Source organism: Collinsella sp. CLA-JM-H32B (assembly GCF_040098065.1).
Classification (GTDB): domain Bacteria; phylum Actinomycetota; class Coriobacteriia; order Coriobacteriales; family Coriobacteriaceae; genus Collinsella.
Genome location: NZ_JBBNNA010000002.1, coordinates 121530 through 140610 on the forward strand (window position 1 = coordinate 121530; position 19081 = coordinate 140610).

At 60.7% G+C, this 19081-nt stretch carries 14 protein-coding genes; 13 read left to right on the top strand and 1 reads right to left on the bottom strand.

Features of this window, described 5'->3' with window-relative positions; all coding sequences use genetic code 11:
- Positions 1 to 279: 279 nt before the first annotated feature.
- From AAA138_RS02560 to rpsJ, 8 genes are all read left to right on the top strand, one after another.
- Positions 280 to 3771, top strand: a complete 3492-nt coding sequence (locus tag AAA138_RS02560; RefSeq protein WP_271803438.1) for a DNA-directed RNA polymerase subunit beta — start codon at positions 280 to 282, stop codon at positions 3769 to 3771.
- Between the two features lie 6 nt (positions 3772 to 3777).
- Positions 3778 to 8256 carry a DNA-directed RNA polymerase subunit beta' gene (locus AAA138_RS02565; RefSeq protein WP_195503394.1) on the top strand — a complete coding sequence of 1493 codons (4479 nt, stop codon included), beginning with the start codon at positions 3778 to 3780 and terminating at the stop codon, positions 8254 to 8256.
- A gap of 201 nt (positions 8257 to 8457) precedes the next feature.
- Complete coding sequence (locus tag AAA138_RS02570; RefSeq protein ID WP_349089451.1) at positions 8458 to 8976, top strand: RNA polymerase sigma factor; 519 nt, start codon at positions 8458 to 8460, stop codon at positions 8974 to 8976.
- Positions 8927 to 10003, top strand: a complete 1077-nt coding sequence (locus AAA138_RS02575) for a DUF4179 domain-containing protein (protein ID WP_349089452.1) — start codon at positions 8927 to 8929, stop codon at positions 10001 to 10003. Before AAA138_RS02570 ends, AAA138_RS02575 begins: the two co-directional genes overlap by 50 nt.
- Before the next feature lie 682 nt (positions 10004 to 10685).
- Positions 10686 to 11063 carry a 30S ribosomal protein S12 gene (gene rpsL / locus AAA138_RS02580; RefSeq protein ID WP_006235012.1) on the top strand — a complete coding sequence of 126 codons (378 nt, stop codon included), beginning with the start codon at positions 10686 to 10688 and terminating at the stop codon, positions 11061 to 11063.
- Positions 11064 to 11136: 73 nt separating this feature from the next.
- Positions 11137 to 11610 (top strand): 30S ribosomal protein S7, encoded by a 474-nt coding sequence (rpsG, locus tag AAA138_RS02585; RefSeq protein WP_006235013.1) that lies wholly within the window; start codon positions 11137 to 11139, stop codon positions 11608 to 11610.
- A 19-nt stretch (positions 11611 to 11629) separates the two neighbouring features.
- On the top strand, positions 11630 to 13729 hold the full coding sequence (gene fusA, locus AAA138_RS02590) for an elongation factor G (protein WP_022094183.1): 2100 nt from the start codon (positions 11630 to 11632) through the stop codon (positions 13727 to 13729).
- A 60-nt stretch (positions 13730 to 13789) separates the two neighbouring features.
- The gene (gene rpsJ / locus AAA138_RS02595; RefSeq protein WP_022094184.1) at positions 13790 to 14098 is read left to right on the top strand and encodes a 30S ribosomal protein S10; all 309 of its coding nucleotides are present in this window, start codon (positions 13790 to 13792) and stop codon (positions 14096 to 14098) included.
- Between the two features lie 116 nt (positions 14099 to 14214).
- Here rpsJ and AAA138_RS02600 read toward each other — a convergent pair whose 3' ends face one another.
- Positions 14215 to 14991: a biotin--[acetyl-CoA-carboxylase] ligase gene (locus AAA138_RS02600; protein WP_346977034.1), complete on the bottom strand. Its 777-nt coding sequence runs from the start codon at positions 14989 to 14991 to the stop codon at positions 14215 to 14217.
- A gap of 176 nt (positions 14992 to 15167) precedes the next feature.
- On the opposite strand from AAA138_RS02600, the gene AAA138_RS02605 reads away from it, so the two are divergent.
- From AAA138_RS02605 to fabG, 5 genes are read left to right on the top strand one after another with little or no spacing between them, the layout of a single operon-like run.
- Positions 15168 to 16127, top strand: a complete 960-nt coding sequence (locus AAA138_RS02605) for a beta-ketoacyl-ACP synthase III (RefSeq protein WP_349089453.1) — start codon at positions 15168 to 15170, stop codon at positions 16125 to 16127.
- 52 nt (positions 16128 to 16179) lie between these two features.
- Entirely contained in the window at positions 16180 to 16416 is a 237-nt protein-coding gene (locus AAA138_RS02610) for an acyl carrier protein (RefSeq protein ID WP_055285196.1), read from the top strand.
- Positions 16417 to 16418: 2 nt separating this feature from the next.
- Entirely contained in the window at positions 16419 to 17363 is a 945-nt protein-coding gene (fabK, locus tag AAA138_RS02615) for an enoyl-[acyl-carrier-protein] reductase FabK (protein WP_346977382.1), read from the top strand.
- A complete protein-coding gene (locus AAA138_RS02620) occupies positions 17351 to 18277 on the top strand; it encodes an ACP S-malonyltransferase (protein ID WP_349089455.1) in 927 nt (308 codons plus the stop codon). Before fabK ends, AAA138_RS02620 begins: the two co-directional genes overlap by 13 nt.
- A gap of 30 nt (positions 18278 to 18307) precedes the next feature.
- Complete coding sequence (gene fabG / locus AAA138_RS02625) at positions 18308 to 19081, top strand: 3-oxoacyl-[acyl-carrier-protein] reductase (protein ID WP_346977379.1); 774 nt, start codon at positions 18308 to 18310, stop codon at positions 19079 to 19081.

Consider the following 19081-nt stretch of genomic DNA (forward strand, 5'->3'; position numbering starts at 1 on the left):
GCATCGACATTTACGGGCGCGGACTTCGGTTCGCGCCCGTTTTTTATAAGAGCTGCGATTGCTGGCCCTCTGTTCACAGAAAATATATGAACAGGTGTTCGATATACATGCATCTACCTGCGCATTTTCTGTCGAAAAACTTTGCTACTCCAAAAACTCAATTGCGTCAAGGCTTTTCTTGCCCAACGATCGGTACCTGATAAACTATTAGGTTGCGATAACTGGCGAAGCTATGCCTCGCCAACCCACCGAGCATTTCCGTGAAGGAGGAAAAACCTGGTGACCTACGCATACACTGCCACTGAGCGCAAGCGCGTCAGCTTCGGGAAAATCCCGGAGGCCATGGAGCTCCCCAACCTTATCTCTGTTCAAAGGGAATCCTTTGAGCGTTTTAAGGACGAGGGCCTTCGTGAGGCGTTCAAGGAATCCAGCCCCATCCAGAGCCAGAACCATGTTCTCGAGGTTACCTTCGGCGAGCATCAGTTCGGCGACCCCGCGCACACCGTCGAGGAGTGCCGCGAGAAGGACATGACCTATCAGGCCCCGCTTCTGACCGACGTCCGTCTCACCAACAAGGAGACCGGCGAGATCAAGGAGCAGCTCGTCTTTATGGGCGACTTCCCCATGATGACCGATCAGGGCACCTTCATCATCAACGGTACCGAGCGTATCGTCGTCTCGCAGCTCGTCCGCTCCCCGGGCGTGTACTACAGCTCCGAGATGGATTCGGGCAAGCAGATCTACAAGGCCCAGATCATCCCGTCCCGCGGTGCCTGGCTTGAGTTTGAGGTCGACAAGCGCGACCAGCTCATGGTCTCCATCGACCGTAAGCGCAAGCAGAGCGCCACGATGTTCCTGCGCGCCCTTGGCATCGCCGTCACCAACGACGACATCATCGAGCTGCTCGGCAACTCCGATGTGATCAAGCGCACCCTCGAGCGTGATACCGCCCTCACCCGCGAGGATGCCCTTATCGAGATCTACCGTCGTCTGCGCCCGGGCGAGCCTCCCACCGTGGACGCTTCCCGCAGCCTGCTCGAGGGCCTGCTCTTTAACCCGCAGCGCTACGATCTGGCCCGCGTCGGTCGTTACAAGGTCAACAAGAAGCTCAACCTCACCACCGAGGAAGAGGTCACGGTGCTCACCGACGAGGATATCGTCGCTACGCTGCGCTACCTGCTGTCCCTCGCCGCCGGCGAGCAGGGCTTCAAGGTCGACGACATCGACCACTTTGGCAACCGCCGCATCCGCACCGTCGGCGAGCTCGTCGCCAACCAGTTCCGTATCGGCATGAGCCGTATGGAGCGCGTTGTCCGTGAGCGCATGAGCTCCCAGGACATCGACGAGATCACCCCGCAGTCGCTCATCAACATCCGCCCGATCGTGGCCTCCATCAAGGAGTTCTTCGGTTCCTCGCAGCTCTCGCAGTTCATGGACCAGGCGAACCCCCTGACCGGTCTGACCCACAAGCGCCGTCTGTCCGCACTCGGCCCTGGCGGTCTTGCCGGCCACAAGTCCGGCTCCAGCCGCCGCACCAACGTGCCGACGGCCGTCCGCGACGTTCACAACTCGCACTACAGCCGCATGTGCCCGATCGAGACTCCCGAAGGCCCCAACATCGGCCTGATCGGCTCGCTCGCCCTCTACGCCCGCGTCAACGAGTACGGTTTCATCGAGGCTCCGTTCCGCCGCGTCGAGAACGGCGTTGCCACCGACCAGATCGACTGGATGACCGCTGACGAGGAAGAGAAACACGTCATCGCGCCGGCCAACACGCCGCTCGATCCCAAGACCAACGAGTTCATCACGACCGATGCCGAGGGCAAGCTTGTCCGCCCGCACACCGTGATCGCCCGTACCCGCGACTTCGACGGCTCCTTCGGCGCTCCCGCCGACGTGCCTGTCGAGGACGTCGACTACATGGACGTCTCGCCGCGTCAGATGCTCTCCGTCGCAGCCACGCTGATCCCGTTCCTGGAGCACGACGACGCCAAGCGTACGCTGATGGGCGCCAACATGCAGCGTCAGGCCGTGCCGCTGGTTCACCCTGCCGCTCCCTATGTCGGTACCGGCATGGAGCGTCGCGCCGCTCTGGACTCCGGCGAGGTCACCCTGGCCAAGAACGCCGGCGAGGTCATCTTTGCCGACGCTGCCAAGATCATCGTCAAGCATGCCGGCGGCATGGACGAGTATCACCTGGCCAAGTACCAGCGCTCCAACCAGTCCACCTGCATCAACCACCGTCCGCTCGTGCGCGTCGGTGACACCGTTGAGCAGGGCGAGCCCCTGGCTGACGGTCCTTCGACCGATCATGGCGAGCTCGCACTGGGCCAGAACCTCACCGTGGCATACATGCCGTGGGAAGGCTTCAACTACGAGGACGGTATCGTCGTGTCCGAGCGCCTGGTGGCCGAGGACCTGCTGACGACCATCAACATCACCCGTCACGAGATCGATGCTCGCGACACCAAGCTCGGCCCCGAGGAGATCACCCGCGAGATCCCGAACCTCTCCGAGGACATGCTTGCCAACCTCGACGAGGACGGCATCATCCGCATCGGCGCCGAGGTCGGCCCTGGCGACATCCTGGTCGGCAAGGTCACGCCTAAGGGCGAGAGCGCTCTGACCGCCGAGGAGCGCCTGCTGCGTGCCATCTTCGGTGCCAAGGCCCACGACGTCCGCGACACCTCCCTTAAGATGCCTCACGGCGCTTACGGCCGCGTCATCGACGTCGTCCGCTTTAGCCGCGAGAACGGCGACGACCTGGCCCCCGGCGTCAACGAGCAGGTGCGCGTTTACGTCGCCCAGCGTCGTAAGATCCAGCAGGGCGATAAGATTGCCGGTCGCCACGGCAACAAGGGTGTTATCTGCAACGTTCTGCCGGTCGAGGACATGCCCTACATGGCTGACGGTACCCCGATCGACGTTATCCTCAACCCGCTGGGCGTTCCTTCGCGTATGAACGTCGGCCAGCTGCTCGAGTGCCACCTTGGCTGGGCTGCTGCGTGCGGTTGGGATACCGAGCAGGCCGACTCCGACAAGTACGTCCCCGGTCCGTTCTTCACCGCGACGCCCGTCTTCGACGGCGCCAAGGAGGACGAAATCGCCGAGGTCATCCGTCGTGCCAACAAGAACATGCTCAACAAGGCCACCGCTGCCTTTGGCGATCACATGCGCCCCGAGTTCGTCACCCAGCTTGACGAGCGCGGCAAGACCCGCCTGTTCGACGGCCGCACCGGCGAGGAGTTCCGCGAGCCCATTACCGTGGGTACGTCCTACATCCTCAAGCTCGGCCACATGGTCGACGACAAGATCCACGCCCGTTCGACCGGCCCTTACAGCCTGGTTACCCAGCAGCCTCTGGGCGGCAAGGCTCAGTTCGGCGGCCAGCGCTTCGGCGAGATGGAAGTTTGGGCACTGTACGCGTACGGTGCGTCCAACGTCCTGCAGGAGATCCTGACCGTCAAGTCCGACGATACCGTGGGCCGCGTCAAGACCTACGAGTCCATCGTCAAGGGCGAGAACGTTCCTGTCCCGGGTATCCCCGAGTCCTTCAAGGTTCTCGTCAAGGAGATTCGTTCGCTCGCACTGGACATCGAGCCCATGCACGATGCCGACGAGGACGCCTCCGCCCCTGTGACCGCCGAGGAGACCTCTGCTCTCGACGACCTGGCTGCGCTCGCCGGCGTTGACGCCGACGTCGAGGCCCAGGATGCCGAGACCGACGAGGCGCCCGAGGCTGTCGCCGCCACGACCACTGATAAGGAGTAGTTGACTGTGGCAGATTTCGAAGCTACTGATTTTGACTCGGTAAAGATCTCCCTTGCCTCCGCCGACCAGATCCGTTCCTGGTCGCACGGTGAGGTTAAGAAGCCGGAGACCATCAATTACCGTACCCTCAAGCCCGAGAAGGACGGCCTGTTCTGCGAGAAGATCTTCGGTCCCGCCAAGGACTGGGAGTGCTCCTGCGGCAAGTACAAGGGCATCCGCTTTAAGGGCATCGTCTGCGAGCGCTGCGGCGTCGAGGTCACCTCGGCCAAGGTGCGTCGCGACCGCATGGGCCACATCGAGCTCGCCGCTCCCGTGTCCCACATCTGGTATTTCAAGAGCCCCACGAGCTTCCCGATGAGCCGTATGCTCGACATCAAGTCCAAGGACCTCGAGAAGGTTCTGTACTTTGCCAGCTACATCATCACCGAGGTCGACTACGAGGCTCGCGAGGCCGACGCCGACGACCTGCGCGAGGAGCTCGCCGCCGATCTGGAAGAGATCGATGCCGAGTGCGCCCGCCAGATTGAGTCCCTCAAGGAGCAGGGCAACCCCGAGAACTTTGACGAGTTCTCCGACGAGGAGCCGCTGACCCCCGAGGAGATTGCCTCTGGCATCGTCGACATCGAGGAAGAGTGCAAGGACGAGAAGCAGCTCCGCACGGACGCCTTCAACGCCTTCATGAAGCTCACCGAGCGCGACCTCATCTCTGATGAGCCGCTGTTCCGCGAGATGACCCGTTACTACTCCATGTACTTCAAGGGTGGCATGGGTGCCGAGGCCGTCCGCGACCTGCTCGCTGCCATCGACCTCCCCTCCGAGGCCGAGAAGCTCAAGGCCATCATCGCCGACGAGGACTCCCAGAAGCAGAAGCGCGAGAAGGCCGTCAAGCGCCTCGAGGTCGTTGACGCCTTCCTGAAGGGCGGCAACAGCCCCGCGAACATGATTCTGGACGTCATCCCGGTCATTCCGCCCGATCTGCGCCCGATGGTCCAGCTTGACGGCGGCCGCTTCGCTGCGTCCGACCTCAACGACCTGTATCGTCGCGTGATCAACCGTAACAACCGACTCAAGCGCCTGCTCGACCTGGACGCCCCTGCGATTATCGTGAACAACGAGAAGCGCATGCTCCAGGAGTCCGTGGACGCCCTGTTCGACAACGGCCGTCGTGGTCGCCCGGTCTCTGGTCGTGGCGGTCGCCCGCTCAAGTCGCTCGCCGAGGCCCTCAAGGGCAAGCAGGGTCGTTTCCGTCAGAACCTGCTGGGTAAGCGTGTCGACTACTCCGGCCGTTCGGTTATCGTTACCGACCCCAAGCTGCTGCTGCACCAGTGCGGTCTGCCCAAGACCATGGCGCTGGAGCTCTTCAAGCCCTTCGTCATGAAGCGCCTGGTCGAGCTTGGCAAGGTCGAGAACATCAAGGGCGCCAAGCGCGCTATCGACCGCGGTGCCACCTTTGTGTGGGATATCCTCGAAGAGGTCATCGACGGCCGCGTCGTGCTGCTCAACCGTGCACCGACCCTGCACCGTCTGTCCATCCAGGCCTTTGAGCCGGTGCTGGTCGAGGGCAAGGCTATCCACCTGCACCCGCTGGTCTGCTCGCCCTTCAACGCCGACTTCGACGGCGACCAGATGTCTGTCCACGTGCCGCTGTCCAGCCAGGCTCAGGCCGAGGCTCGCGTGCTCATGCTCTCTGCGAACAACCTGCGCTCGCCGGCATCCGGCAAGCCGGTTAACATCCCCTCGCAGGACATGATCATCGGTGTGTACTACCTCACCCAGGTCCGCGAGGGTCTGCCGGGCGAGAACCACGTGTTCTCGAGCTTCGACGACGCACTGCACGCCTATGACTGCCGCTCCGAGGTCGACATGCAGGCCAAGATCCAGGTCCGCGTGTCCGCTGCCGATGCCAACGTCATCAACGAGGACGGCACCCGTATCTTCCGCGTCAAGAACGGCAAGAACGAGTTCGTCGACTACGATGTCACCGGCAATAAGACCGCTCGCTTCGAGACCTCTATCGGCCGCATCATCTTCAACCGCCAGTGCCTGCCCGAAGACTACGAGTTCATGAACTACAAGATGGTCAAGGGCGACGTGGCCAAGCTGGTTGCCGACTGCTGCGATCGTTACCCCGAGGCCAAGGTCGGCCCGATCCTTGACGCCATCAAGTACTCCGGCTTCCACTACGCTACCCGCGCCGGCCTCACCATCTCGGTGTGGGACGCTCTCATCCCTGCCGAGAAGCAGGAGCTGCTCGACCGCGCCCAGGCCAACGTCGACCAGATCAACGAGTACTTCGAGGAGGGCTTCATCAACGAGACGGAGCGCCACATCGAAGTCGTTAACGAGTGGACCGCTTGTACCGATAAGGTTGCAGCGCTCATGCTCGACATGTTCGACGAGGAGAACCCGCTGTACATGATGGCCGACTCCGGCGCCCGTGGTTCTAAGACCCAGCTGCGTCAGCTCGGCGGCATGCGTGGCCTGATGGCAGACATGTCCGGCGAGACGATCGACCTTCCCATTAAGGCGAACTTCCGCGAGGGTCTGCTGCCGCTCGAGTACTTCATTTCGACCTACGGCGCCCGTAAGGGCCTGGTCGATACCGCATCCCACACCTCGGACTCTGGTTACCTGACCCGTCGTCTTGTCGACGTGGCCCAGGACGTCATCGTCCGCGAGGAGGACTGCGGTACGCACGAGGGCGTCACCTACAACCTCATCATCCCCGGCACCACCGACCTCAACACCGACCTCGTCGGCCGTTGCTTCATTGAGGACGTCGTGGCTCCCGATGGCACCGTGCTCTTTGAGCAGGACGGCTACATCGAGAAGGTCGCCGACATCCAGAAGATGGTCGATGCCGGCCTTAAGAAGGTCAAGCTTCGCGCGCTGCTCACCTGCCGCTCCAAGTACGGCGTGTGCCAGAAGTGCTACGGCTGGGATCTTTCCACCCGTCGTCCGGTCGCCATCGGTACTGCGGTCGGCATTATTGCCGCCCAGTCCATCGGCGAGCCCGGTACGCAGCTTACGATGCGTACCATTCACTCCGGCGGCGTCGCTGGCGTCGACGATATTACGCAGGGTCTGCCTACGGTCAGCCGTATGTTCGATATCGTCGGCAACGTCAACGAGAAGATCCTGGGTCGCGAGGCCGAGCTGGCTCCGTACTCCGGCCACCTCTCGATTAAGCCCGAGAAGTCCGAGTACGTGCTGACGCTCACCGACTCCGAGGATCACACCCGTGTCCTCGACGAGCGCCGCGTCCCCGCTTCGGTGCGCTTTATGCCCGAGATCGAGGACGGCTGCGAGGTTCGCGCCGGCGATCAGATCACCAAGGGCTTCGTCAACTTCCGTAACCTGCGCAAGCTGACCGACATCGAGTCGACGATGCACACCTTCGTCGAGAGCGTTAAGGACGTATACACCAGCCAGGGCGTCGACCTGAACGACAAGCACATCGAGGTGCTCGCACGTCAGATGCTGCGTCGCGTTCAGATTACCAACCCCGGCGACTCCAAGTACCTGCTTGGTCAGTACGTCGACCGCTACGAGTTCGCCGACGAGGTCGAGCGCGTTGCCCGTCTGGGCGGTCAGGCTCCTGTGGCCGAGCCCGTCATCCTGGGTACGCTCAAGGTCGCGTCCAACATCGACTCCTGGCTGTCGAGCGCTTCGTTCATCCGTACCGCCGGCGTCCTTACCGAGGCTGCCATCGAGGGCAAGGTCGACCACCTGCTCGACCTTAAGTCCAACGTCATTGTCGGTAAAAAGATCCCGGCTGGTACTGGCCTCAAGCCGTACGCCAACGCCAAGCTGACGTATCGCACGGCCGACGGCTACGTGGACATCGACGGCCCGGCTTCGCCCAACGCCAAGTCGCTGCCCGAGTGGGCTCCTGTGGAGCTCAAGGACCTGGACGAGCAGCTCCCGCAGCAGCTCGACTGGGCCGGCTACGACGAGTTCGGTGGTGCTGACGGTTCGTTCACCCGCAACGGCCACACCATCTCCGCCGAGAAGGCTCGCCTGTACCTGTTCGACGACCTGGGCGTGTCGCAGCGCTGGACCAACAAGTTCAGCGAGGTCGGCATCGAGACGGTCGGCGACCTGGTCGGCAAGTCCGAGGAGGATCTGCTGCGCATCGATGGCATCGGTGCCAAGGCGATCGAGGAGCTCCGTGACGGTCTTGAGGCCCACGACCTGCTCTACATCCTCGAGAACAACGACGACGTTGCCGACGAGGAAGACCTCTCGCAGCTGCTGCAGATGGTCTTTAGCCCCGACGGTCCGGACGACATCCTGCTGGGCACCTCCGCCGCGCCGACGCATCACGCCGACGCCGACGAGGAGCTCCTGGGCGCCCCGATCGACGACAAGAAGGCTCCCGCCAACGGTGCCATCAACGAGGACATGGCTTCCCTCGACGAGCTGCTCAACCAGCTCGTGGACACCGACGACGCCGAAGAGGCCAAGGACAACGACGAGGAGTAATTTCCTAGTACGTTAACCGCCCTTCCAAAGACCCGCTTCCCAACAGGGGAGCGGGTCTTTTTTGTTAAAGAAAACCTGCCAAAAAGGGACAGGTTTATTTTGGTAGGTTTTTCCTGCTTGAATTTGAAACATTTCGCCCGACAAGAGCGTATTTAAGGTGAGGGCCTCACCAAGAATTATTAACGTCACCGGGAGGTGATTATGGAAGAACAAGCATTTAGACAGGCGGTCGAAGACCACCGGGATGTCGTGTTTCGGATCGCGTTGACGTACCTGCGTGATCGCGCCGACGCCGACGATATCGCTCAAGACGTCTTTCTGAAGTTACTCAAAAGCGATGCGCAATTTGAAAGCTGGGAACATCTTCGTCGATGGCTTATCCGGGTCACGATCAATGAATGCAAATCTCTCTTTCGAAAGCCATGGAGGCGTGTGGAGGATATTGAGAACCTGGCCGAGTCGCTTTCGACAGCGCAGGATGAGACCAAGGCCGTCCTGTCAGATGTCATGCGGCTTCCGGAACGATTCCGTATCCCCATCGTGCTCTATTACTATCTGGGCTTTTCGACCTCAGAGATTGCCGAGTTGTTGCATGTACCAGCCGCGACCGTTCGAACGCGTTTAGCTCGTGGTCGATCGAAGCTCAAATTCATCCTAGAGGAGGGCGACCGTGAAATCCAATCAAATCAAGCAGGCCTTCGAGTCCATCCAAGCCGATAGCAATCTTGCAGATCGCGTCCTTAATACCGCTGCGGGTGAGCCGCTTCATCGAAAGGGCCACGCGAAGCCTCTCTATGTTGCCGTAATCGGATGTCTTGTCGGAGTGTTGGCGACCGGAGGGGTCGCCTACGCAGTTATCAATTCCAGCTATTTTGCCTCAGCCTGGGGAAACCACGGCAACGGGGATTCCATTACCTGGACCAACGGCGGTTCATCGGGGACTAAATATACCTACACCAGAGAGTTTGGTGACGGCATCGCGCCCCAAAGCCTGGAGGGCGCAGTTCAGGAGGTTAATCTGTCCGTCGAGGGTAACGGCTATACGCTTGATATCCATGAGATGGCTATTGACCAAAACGGCTGCGGAGCCGTGACGTTTACGTTGTCCAATTCAAATGGCGTTAACTACTACAAGCCGGCAGCAGAGACAGGCGAACTTGTTCTCTATGGTGAAGAAGAACAAGGCATCGGCACGCCCAGCATGAACTTCGGCGAGGAATGGGCTGACACACGCTGCACAATTGATAAGGACACATCAAGCGATACTGTCATTAATGGCACGATGTACTTTGCTTCGATGGATCGCGAGCGAGGTTTTCAACATGCGGTCACCTGGAATATCTCGTGGACCGAGGGCGAAGGAGAGGATGCGAAGCCGTTCGAGGCATCGACGCCCGAGTTTAGCGTTGGAGCGAACGTCGATACTAAGGAACTCCGCTCCGATGATTCGCCTCTCGAGATCAGCCCGTTTTCCATCCAGACGCACATCGATGATCTGGGCATTGACGCAGTCACGAAGAAGTTGACGGTTACCTACAAGGATGGATCGGAGCAGATTATCGAAGATGACGACGCAGGGGCGTTCAACTTATATTTTTCTTATACGCGCAATAGCGGAGAGAACATCTGGGTGCCAACGAAGTTGATTGATGTCGACCAAGTGGTCTCAGTAACGCTTGAGGGCACACGCTGCACTTCAACAGGGGGCGCCGAAACGTCGGAACCCTTTACCATCGTCTATTCGTAAGATTTGGGGCCGCTTCCTACTAGGGGAAGCGGCCTTCTTTGCGGTAAATGGGCGGTTAGACCGCACGATATTCGCCTGCATTTCTGAAGTATGCGGCAAAATCCTGATGGGTTGACTACACCGCATATGCTCAAGCGCTCTACCTGCGGGTTTGTTATCGCAAAACCCCTGTGCGCTCAGCAAGTCCAAAATTTGCCGCATACTTCCGAAAACGTCGCCGATCTACAGGTAATAGGTGAGTGCGGACAAGCGCTGGAGTGCGACGTTTCCCCAGATAAAACCGACCAAAATTAACCTGTCCCTTTTTGGCAGGGAACGTTGCCCCGACGAGCACGTTGGATTCCCGGACCGGGCGGCACAGGGGTTAAGTTTGTCGCGAGTTCCGCACGAGCCGGAGGCCACTTAATGTGGCCTCCGTGCGAGCCAGGACTGTAGAGCAGCAAACTTAACCCCTGTGCCGCCCGGTCCGGGAATCCACACCCGCGCACAGAAGGGGATTCCTTTTGTGTAGGCTTTGCGGAAATATGGCTATTTTAGGATACGCCCGGCGGCGTGGTCTGTTGACGGCACAGCTAACGGCACGTATCCTATCGAACTGCGTGTTTCGTAGGGGGATGCTGACCCCTCGATTCAAGCCGTTGCACTTTACAGAAAGCTGGAATCATTCGAGAAGGAGTACGCTTTGCCTACTATTAACCAGCTGGTTCGCCAGGGCCGTCGTTCCGTGCCCAAGAAGTCCAAGAACGCTGCTCTGCAGCACAACTCCCAGAAGCGCGGCGTGTGCACCCGCGTCTTCACCACGAGCCCCAAGAAGCCGAACTCGGCTCTTCGTAAGGTTGCCCGTGTTCGCCTTGTCAACGGCATCGAAGTTACTGCTTACATCCCGGGTGAGGGCCACAACCTGCAGGAGCACTCCATCGTGCTCGTCCGCGGCGGTCGTGTCCGTGACCTCCCTGGTGTCCGTTATCACGTCATCCGTGGCGCCTACGACGCTGCTCCGGTCCAGAACCGTATGCAGGCCCGTTCCAAGTACGGTGCTAAGCGCCCCAAGGCTAAATAAGCCAGATAACGTTTTGATACTTTCGCCGTGTGCCGCCTAAGCGCCGCACGGTAGACACTTAAGGAGATTTCACATGCCGCGTCGTGCAGCAGCTAATCGTCGTGAGGTTCAGCCTGACGCCGTTTACAACAACCGCCTGGTGACTCAGCTCATCAACAAGGTCCTTCTTGACGGCAAGAAGGCCACCGCTGAGCGCATCGTTTACACCGCTTTCGAGATCGTTGCCGAGAAGTCCGAGGGTGGCGACGCTCTCGCTACCTTCAAGAAGGCTATGGACAACGTCAAGCCCACGCTCGAGGTTAAGCCCAAGCGTGTCGGTGGCGCTACCTATCAGGTCCCGATGGAGGTCAACTCCCGTCGTTCCACCGCTCTGGGTATCCGCTGGATCGTCAACTTCTCCCGCGCTCGCAAGGAGAAGACCATGGCCGAGCGTCTCGCCAACGAGATCCTCGACGCTTCCAACGGCCTGGGCGCTTCCGTCAAGAAGCGTGAGGACGTCTTCAAGATGGCCGAGGCCAATCGCGCGTTCTCTCACTATCGTTGGTAAGTTAAGGTAAGGAACTAACATGGCTAAGCCTAAGTACAAGCTTTCCGATACCCGTAACATCGGCATCATGGCCCACATCGATGCCGGTAAGACCACCACGACCGAGCGTATTCTTTACTACACCGGTAAGACCCACAAGATCGGTGAGGTCCATGAGGGCGCTGCCACCATGGACTGGATGGTTCAGGAGCAGGAGCGCGGCGTAACCATTACCTCCGCTGCTACCACGTGCTTCTGGAACAAGGACGGTAAGGACTACCGCATCCAGATCATCGACACCCCGGGCCACGTTGACTTCACCGCCGAGGTCGAGCGCTGCCTGCGCGTCCTCGATGGCGCTGTCGCCGTCTTCGACGCCGTTGCCGGCGTTCAGCCCCAGTCTGAGACCGTTTGGCGTCAGGCTTCTACCTTCAACGTCCCCCGCATCGCCTTCATCAACAAGTATGACCGCGTGGGCGCTGACTTCTTCAATGCTATCGAGACCATGAAGGATCGTCTCGATGCTAACGCCGTGGCCGCTCAGGTCCCGATGGGCGCCGAGGACAACTTCTGGGGCGTCATCGACCTGGTCACCATGACTGCATGGGACTTCAAGGCCGACGAGAAGGGTATGACCTACCCCGAGCCGATGGACGAGATCCCGGCTGAGTTTGCCGACATCGCTGCCACCAAGCGCGAGGAGCTCCTTGACGCTGCTGCCAGCTTTGACGACGAGCTCATGGAGAAGATCCTCATGGAGGAGGACTTCACCGTCGAGGAGCTCAAGGCTGCTCTGCGCAAGGGCGTTCTGGCCAACGAGCTCAACCTCGTCTTCGTGGGTTCTGCCTACAAGAACAAGGGCGTCCAGGAGCTGCTCGACGCTGTCGTCGACTACCTGCCCAGCCCGCTCGACGTTGAGGCCGTCACCGGTACCGATCCGGACACCGGTGAGGAGATCCAGCGTCATCCTTCCTTCGACGAGCCCTTCTCCGGCCTGGTCTTCAAGATCATGACCGACCCGTTCGTCGGTAAGCTCACCTACGTCCGCGTTTACTCCGGCCGCGCCGAGTCCGGCTCCTACGTTGTCAACGCTTCCAACGGTCAGCGCGAGCGCCTCGGCCGCATCCTCGAGATGAACGCCGCCGAGCGTATCGACCGTGACGACGCTGCCGCCGGCGACATCGTCGCTTGCGTCGGTTTCAAGAACTCCACCACCGGTGACACCCTGTGCGCCGAGGGCAAGGAGATCGTCCTCGAGAAGATCGAGTTCGCTAAGCCCGTTATCGACGTTGCCATCGAGCCCAAGACTAAGGCCGAGCAGGACAAGATGTCCCTGGCTCTGACCAAGCTCGCCGAGGAGGACCCGACCTTCCAGGTGTCCACCAACCACGAGACCGGCCAGACCATCATCGCCGGCATGGGCGAGCTGCACCTCGAGATCATCGTCGACCGTCTGCTCCGCGAGTTCAAGGTTGACGCTAACGTTGGTAAGCCCCAGGTTGCCTACCGCGAGACCGCTGGTCACGACGTCGAGAAGGCTGAGGGCAAGTTCGTCCGTCAGTCCGGCGGTCGCGGTCAGTACGGCCACGCCGTCATCAAGCTCGAGAAGATGGAGGAGGGCTTCGGCTACGAGTTCGTCAACGCTATCGTCGGCGGCGTCGTGCCCAAGGAGTACATCCCGTCCATCGACAAGGGCATCCAGGAGGCCCTGAACACCGGTGTTATCGCCGGCTTCCCGGTCCTCGACGTTAAGGTCACTCTGTTCGACGGTTCTTACCACGAGGTCGACTCCTCCGAGGCCGCCTTCAAGATCGCCGGTTCCATGGCTATCAAGGACGCTCTCAAGAAGTCCGATCCGCAGCTGCTCGAGCCGATCATGGCTGTCGAGGTCGAGACCCCCGAGCAGTACATGGGCGACGTTATGGGCAACCTCTCCGGTCGCCGCGGCAAGATCGAGGGCATGGAGGATCGCAAGAACAGCAAGCTCATCCGTGCCAAGGTGCCGCTGGGCGAGATGTTCGGTTACGCTACCGACCTTCGCTCCCAGACCCAGGGCCGTGCATCCTACACGATGCAGTTCGACTCTTATGAGCCCGCGCCCAAGTCCATCGTGGACGAGGTCATGAGCAAGAACGCTTAAGTTCGAGCTCCCTGTTACGTAATCCGCGAGAGCATCTCTCGCACTCTTTGGAGGTTTAAGTTGGCTACCCAGAAGATCCGCATTCGCCTCAAGGGCTATGATCACGAGGTCGTTGATCAGTCCGCGAAGCTCATCGTCGAGACCGCTCAGAAGACCGGCGCTCGCGTTTCCGGTCCTGTCCCCCTGCCCACCGAGCGCAACCTGTACACGGTTATCCGCTCGCCGCACGTGAACAAGGACTCCCGTGAGCAGTTCGAGATGCGCACCCACAAGCGCCTCATCGACATCCTCGACCCCACCTCGGGCACCGTTGATTCGCTCATGCGTCTCGACCTTCCCGCTGGCGTCGACATCGACATCAAGCTCTAAGCGATATCGCTCTTAGCTTAAAGAGCCCCGCTGCCATTACGGTAGCGGGGCTCTTTTGTTTTGAATGGTGACCTTGGGGGTCCGGATAATGCGGCCGAATGGGTGGCTATGGCGTCTTATTTACCCATGGGGCGCAGCGATGCCTCCTCAAAATGGAAGGATCGCAAGTCGTCTTCTGTCTCGATGCACGCGCGACCAAAGTCATCGACCGTTTGAAAGATGCCACGCGCCAGCTCGTCACCGGCAGGGGAGCGGGCGATAACGTGCTCCCCAATCCAATTGAGATGACCGATATATTCGCCGTGGACGGGCGCGAGCGGTCCGGCGTCTTCTTCCATGGCGTTGAGGCGCTCTGCCCACGCGTCCACAGCGTTTACGACGGTGTGATAGACCTCCTTGAGTAACACATCGACGGCGGGAACATTCTCGTTGAGGTCCGAGAGGCCAATTGCCGCCAGGCCGCCATCGGGCACCTCTTGGGGCGTGTAGTTCACATTGACGCCAATGCCGCAGACGGCGAAGGGCTTGCCTTTGTTGTCGCGTGCCGCCTCGACCAGAATGCCGCCGAGCTTGCGTCCTCGCGCGATCAGGTCGTTGGGCCATTTGAGGCCAATCTCGTTTGCAAGACCCTGCTTTTCGAGCGCCTCGAGCACCGCTAGGCCGCTGACGGCGGCAAGACCAGAGTACTTTGCAGGATTAACGCATGGACGCAGGACAATCGAAAGCAATAGGTTGCCGGCGGTTGAATCCCACTTGTGGCCGCGCCGGCCGCGTCCTGCTGTCTGAGCCCGGGCGGCAAGTCCTGTGCCGTGCGGCGCTCCTTGTTTTCCTGCTTCGAGCAGGTCATCGTTGGTCGATCCGGTTACGTCGACTATCGTTAATTGGGCATCCATAGCGGCTGCTACCTCCTTAATGAATAAGTGAATAACGCAATGGTGTCGAGAGACAGACACAATGTGAAGCCTTTGTCGCATTTGGACAATTTAATGTTAACACGTTAACAATGACTGAAATGCGCTATCCTCTCTTGGTCGATGTAAACACGTCAACAACTCAAAGGAGGTTAGTGATGGGTTTCACGATTCTTGGAACAGGCTCGGCGCTTCCTACGCGCAGTGTTTCCAATGACGAGCTGTCCGAGTTCCTCGATACCTCGGATGAGTGGATTTTTACCCGCACCGGTATCAAGAGCCGCCACGTCTGCACCACTGAGTCACTCGACGACCTTGCCGTAGCGGCGAGCGAGCGGGCGCTTCAGGTATCCGGAATCGACGCGAGCCAGCTGGATCTTATCGTCTGTTCGACGACGACGGGCGATCACCTCGTTCCTGCCGAAGCGTGCGCCGTTGCTGAGCGCCTGGGTGCCACATGTCCTGCCTTCGACGTTTCGGCGGCTTGTGCCGGCTTCGTATTTGCGCTCGATGTCGCCGAGGGTTATATCGCCCGCGGTCGCGCCAAGCACGTGCTGGTCGTTGCCGCCGAGCAGATGACGCGCGCGCTCGACTGGACCGACCGTGCCACGTGCGTGCTCTTTGGCGATGGTGCGGGTGCTGCGGTCATAGGGGCTGAGGGAGAGAATCCCCTCGCTGTTGAGCTCTCGACGTCGCCTGACGTCGAAACATTGCGTGTCCCCGGATTGGCGGGCTCCTCGCCGTATAAGACGGCGCAGGACCGCGAAAGCGTGCTTTCCATGAACGGTCGTCGCGTCTTCAAGTTTGGCGTCAATGCCATCTGCGACACGGTCAACAAGCTCGCCTGCGACGCGGGCATCGCGGTCGAGGACATCGACCACTTTGTATTCCATCAGGCTAACGAACGAATCTTGAGCCAGGCGGTCAAGCGCCTGGGTGTGCCGGACGACCGTGTGGTCCGAACGTTGCGTGAAACCGGCAACATCTCGAGCGCTTGCATTCCGCTTGCTCTCGACCGACTGGCAAATACCGGCGCGCTGCACGCGGACGACACCATCGCCCTGGTCGGATTTGGCGCCGGCTTGGATGTAGGTGGCTATCTACTTCGCTGGAAGTAGTTGCACATAGGAAATGAAAACGCCCCTGGGGCACAAACAAAGGAGAACTACCATGGCAGATCAGAAGACCTTCGAGCGCGTTTGCGACGTTATCCGCGAGACCGCCGGCCTTGACGATGTCGAGATGAAGCCCGAGTCCACGCTCGAGGAGATTGGCCTCGACAGCCTGGGTACCGTCGAGATCCTCGTTGCCGTCGAGGACGAGTTTGGCATTGAGCTCGATACCGAGGAGAACCCCAAGACGGTCGGCGAGTTCGTCGATACGGTCGAGGCGGCATTGGAGAAGTAGTGATGCTCAAGTCTCCTCTCTGCGATTTGCTCGGAATCGAAAAGCCCGTGTTCCAGGGTGGCATGGCCTGGATTGCCGACGCCTCGTTGGCATCTGCCGTGTCCGAGGCAGGCGGCTTAGGCATTATCGCGGCCATGAATGCCGACGCAAACTGGCTGCGCGATCAGATTCACGAGCTGCGCGTCAAGACGGATAAGCCCTTTGGCGTCAACGTTATGCTCATGAGCCCGTTTGTCGACGAGGTCGCACAAGTGGTGATTGATGAGCAGGTGCCCGTTGTGGTGACCGGTGCCGGCAATCCCACCAAGTACATGAAGGCCTGGGGCGATGCAGGCATCAAGGTTATTCCCGTCGTGGCTTCGGTGGCGCTGGCGCGTCTCGTGGCGCGTCGCGGAGCCACTGCCGTGGTTGCCGAGGGCACCGAATCGGGCGGGCATATTGGCGAGACGTCGACGATGGCGCTCGTTCCGCAGGTTGTCGATGCGGTCGATATTCCCGTGGTTGCGGCTGGCGGCATCGCCGATGGCCGCGGTGTAGCGGCCGCCTTTATGCTCGGCGCCGCCGGCGTCCAGGTGGGCACGCGTTTTCTCGTCGCCGATGAGTGCACCGTATCCGAACAGTACAAAGAGCTGGTGCTCAAGGCGGGCGACACGTCGACGCGTGCGACCGGTCGCTCGACGGGACATCCGGTTCGCGCCCTCAAGAGCCCCTTCACCAACGCGTATGCCAAGAACGAGGCGGCGGGCGCAAGCCCCGAGGAGCTCGGGGCCATGGGCACGGGCGCGCTTCGTAAAGCCGCAAAGGACGGTAATTACGAAGAGGGTTCGTATTTGTGCGGACAGATTGCTGGCATGGTCAACGAGCGCCAGAGCGCACGCGAAATCGTCGACGATCTGGTCGATGGCGCCGAGCGTGTCCTGAAGGGTGCGACCGCATGGGTAGCGTAGCGTTTCTGTTTGCCGGTCAGGGTGCCCAGCATCCCGCGATGGGCGTCGACCTCATCGAAGCATCGCCGGCGGCTGCCGAGGTGTTCGCCATTGCCGATGAGGTACGCCCGGGGACCAGCGAGCAGTGCCGGAGCGCCTCCAAGGAGGAGCTCTCACAGACCGAGAACACGCAGCCTTGCGTGTTCGTGCACGACTTGGCTGTCGCTGTCGCCCTGCGCGATCGCGGCGTGGTGCCTGCCGCCTGTGCGGGATTCTCGCTGGGCGAGGTCGCTGCACTCACCTTTGCGGGGGCATTCGATACGCGAGCGGGTTTTGAGCTCGTGTGTGAGCGCGCGGCTTTGATGGCCACGGAGGCCGAGCGTCACCCCGGCGGCATGCGCGCCGTCATCAAGCTCGATGCGGCGCAGGTCGAGGGCTTGGCAAAACAGGCAGGCGAGGACTGCTGGCCGGTCAACTACAACAGCCCCCAGCAGACGGTTGTGGCCGGAGCGCCCGATGCGTTGCAGACCCTCGACGTCATGGTAAAAGAGGCTGGCGGTCGCGCCATGAAGGTCGCGGTGTCGGGTGCATTCCATAGCCCCTATATGGCCGAGGCGACTTGTGGCCTTGCTGCATATATCGAGGCCGGTCACGCGCCGTCCCCGTTGCTCATTCCGGTCATGGCAAATATGACGGCGGCGCCCTATCCGGCCGATCCGCAGGCGGCATCGGAGGTGCTTGCCAACCAGGTGAGCCATGCCGTGCGCTGGGTCGACACGCTGCATGCTCTGCAGGATCAAGGCATCGACACGTTTATTGAGGTCGGTCCCGGCAAAACGCTGTCCGGCTTGGTCAAGCGTACGCTGAGCGACGTTCGTGTGTATTCGTGCGAAACGGCCGAGCAGGTCGCAGCTATTGCCGACGAGCTCGCATAGTCCACAGGGCTGTAACCCGAAAGGAATGACATGGGTAACTTGAACAACGCCGCGCTCGAGCGCAACGACTCACGTCGCGTGGCACTGGTCACGGGCGGCTCGCGGGGTATCGGCCGCGCCTGCGCTGTCGGTCTGGCGGAGGACGGCTTTGATATCGCCGTCGTCTATGCCGGCAGCGTCGATGCGGCGCGCGAGACGTGCGAGGCCTGCGAGGCGGCTGGCGCCACGGCGCGCGCATATCAATGTGACGTGGCCGACCCCGCCGCCGTCAACACATGCGTGGAGACGGTCCTCAACGACTTTGGCTCCATTTGGGCGCTCGTCAACAACGCCGGCATCACCCGCGATGGCCTGCTCATGCGTATGAGCGACGATGCCTTCGACCGCGTGCTCGATGTCAATCTCAAGGGCACGTTCAATACGACGCGCGCGCTCACCAAGACCTTTATGCGCCAGCGCGGCGGTTGCGTCATCAACATGAGCTCGGTTGTGGGCCTGATGGGCAATGCCGGGCAGGCCAACTACGCTGCCTCCAAGGCGGGCGTGATAGGGCTTACCAAGGCGGTGGCGCGCGAGCTTGCGCCCCGCGGCGTACGAGTGAACGCGGTCGCACCCGGGTTTGTCGAGACGGATATGACGGCAAAGCTCTCGGAGAAGGTGCGCGCGGCGTGCGAGGAGCAGATTCCCCTGAGGCGCATGGCGCGCCCCGAGGAAGTGGCCGGCGTGGTGCGCTTTTTAGCGAGCGATGCGGCTGCCTACATTACGGGTGAGGTCGTACGCGTTGACGGCGGAATGGCGATGTAG

Coding starts and splice junctions, on each gene's coding strand:
- AAA138_RS02570 (WP_349089451.1), top strand. CDS start 8,458: ATGGAAGAACAAGCATTTAGACAGGCGGTCGAAGACCACCGGGATGTC.
- AAA138_RS02610 (WP_055285196.1), top strand. CDS start 16,180: ATGGCAGATCAGAAGACCTTCGAGCGCGTTTGCGACGTTATCCGCGAG.
- AAA138_RS02620 (WP_349089455.1), top strand. CDS start 17,351: ATGGGTAGCGTAGCGTTTCTGTTTGCCGGTCAGGGTGCCCAGCATCCC.
- rpsG (WP_006235013.1), top strand. CDS start 11,137: ATGCCGCGTCGTGCAGCAGCTAATCGTCGTGAGGTTCAGCCTGACGCC.
- fusA (WP_022094183.1), top strand. CDS start 11,630: ATGGCTAAGCCTAAGTACAAGCTTTCCGATACCCGTAACATCGGCATC.
- AAA138_RS02605 (WP_349089453.1), top strand. CDS start 15,168: ATGGGTTTCACGATTCTTGGAACAGGCTCGGCGCTTCCTACGCGCAGT.
- fabG (WP_346977379.1), top strand. CDS start 18,308: ATGGGTAACTTGAACAACGCCGCGCTCGAGCGCAACGACTCACGTCGC.
- AAA138_RS02600 (WP_346977034.1), bottom strand. CDS start 14,991: ATGGATGCCCAATTAACGATAGTCGACGTAACCGGATCGACCAACGAT.
- fabK (WP_346977382.1), top strand. CDS start 16,419: ATGCTCAAGTCTCCTCTCTGCGATTTGCTCGGAATCGAAAAGCCCGTG.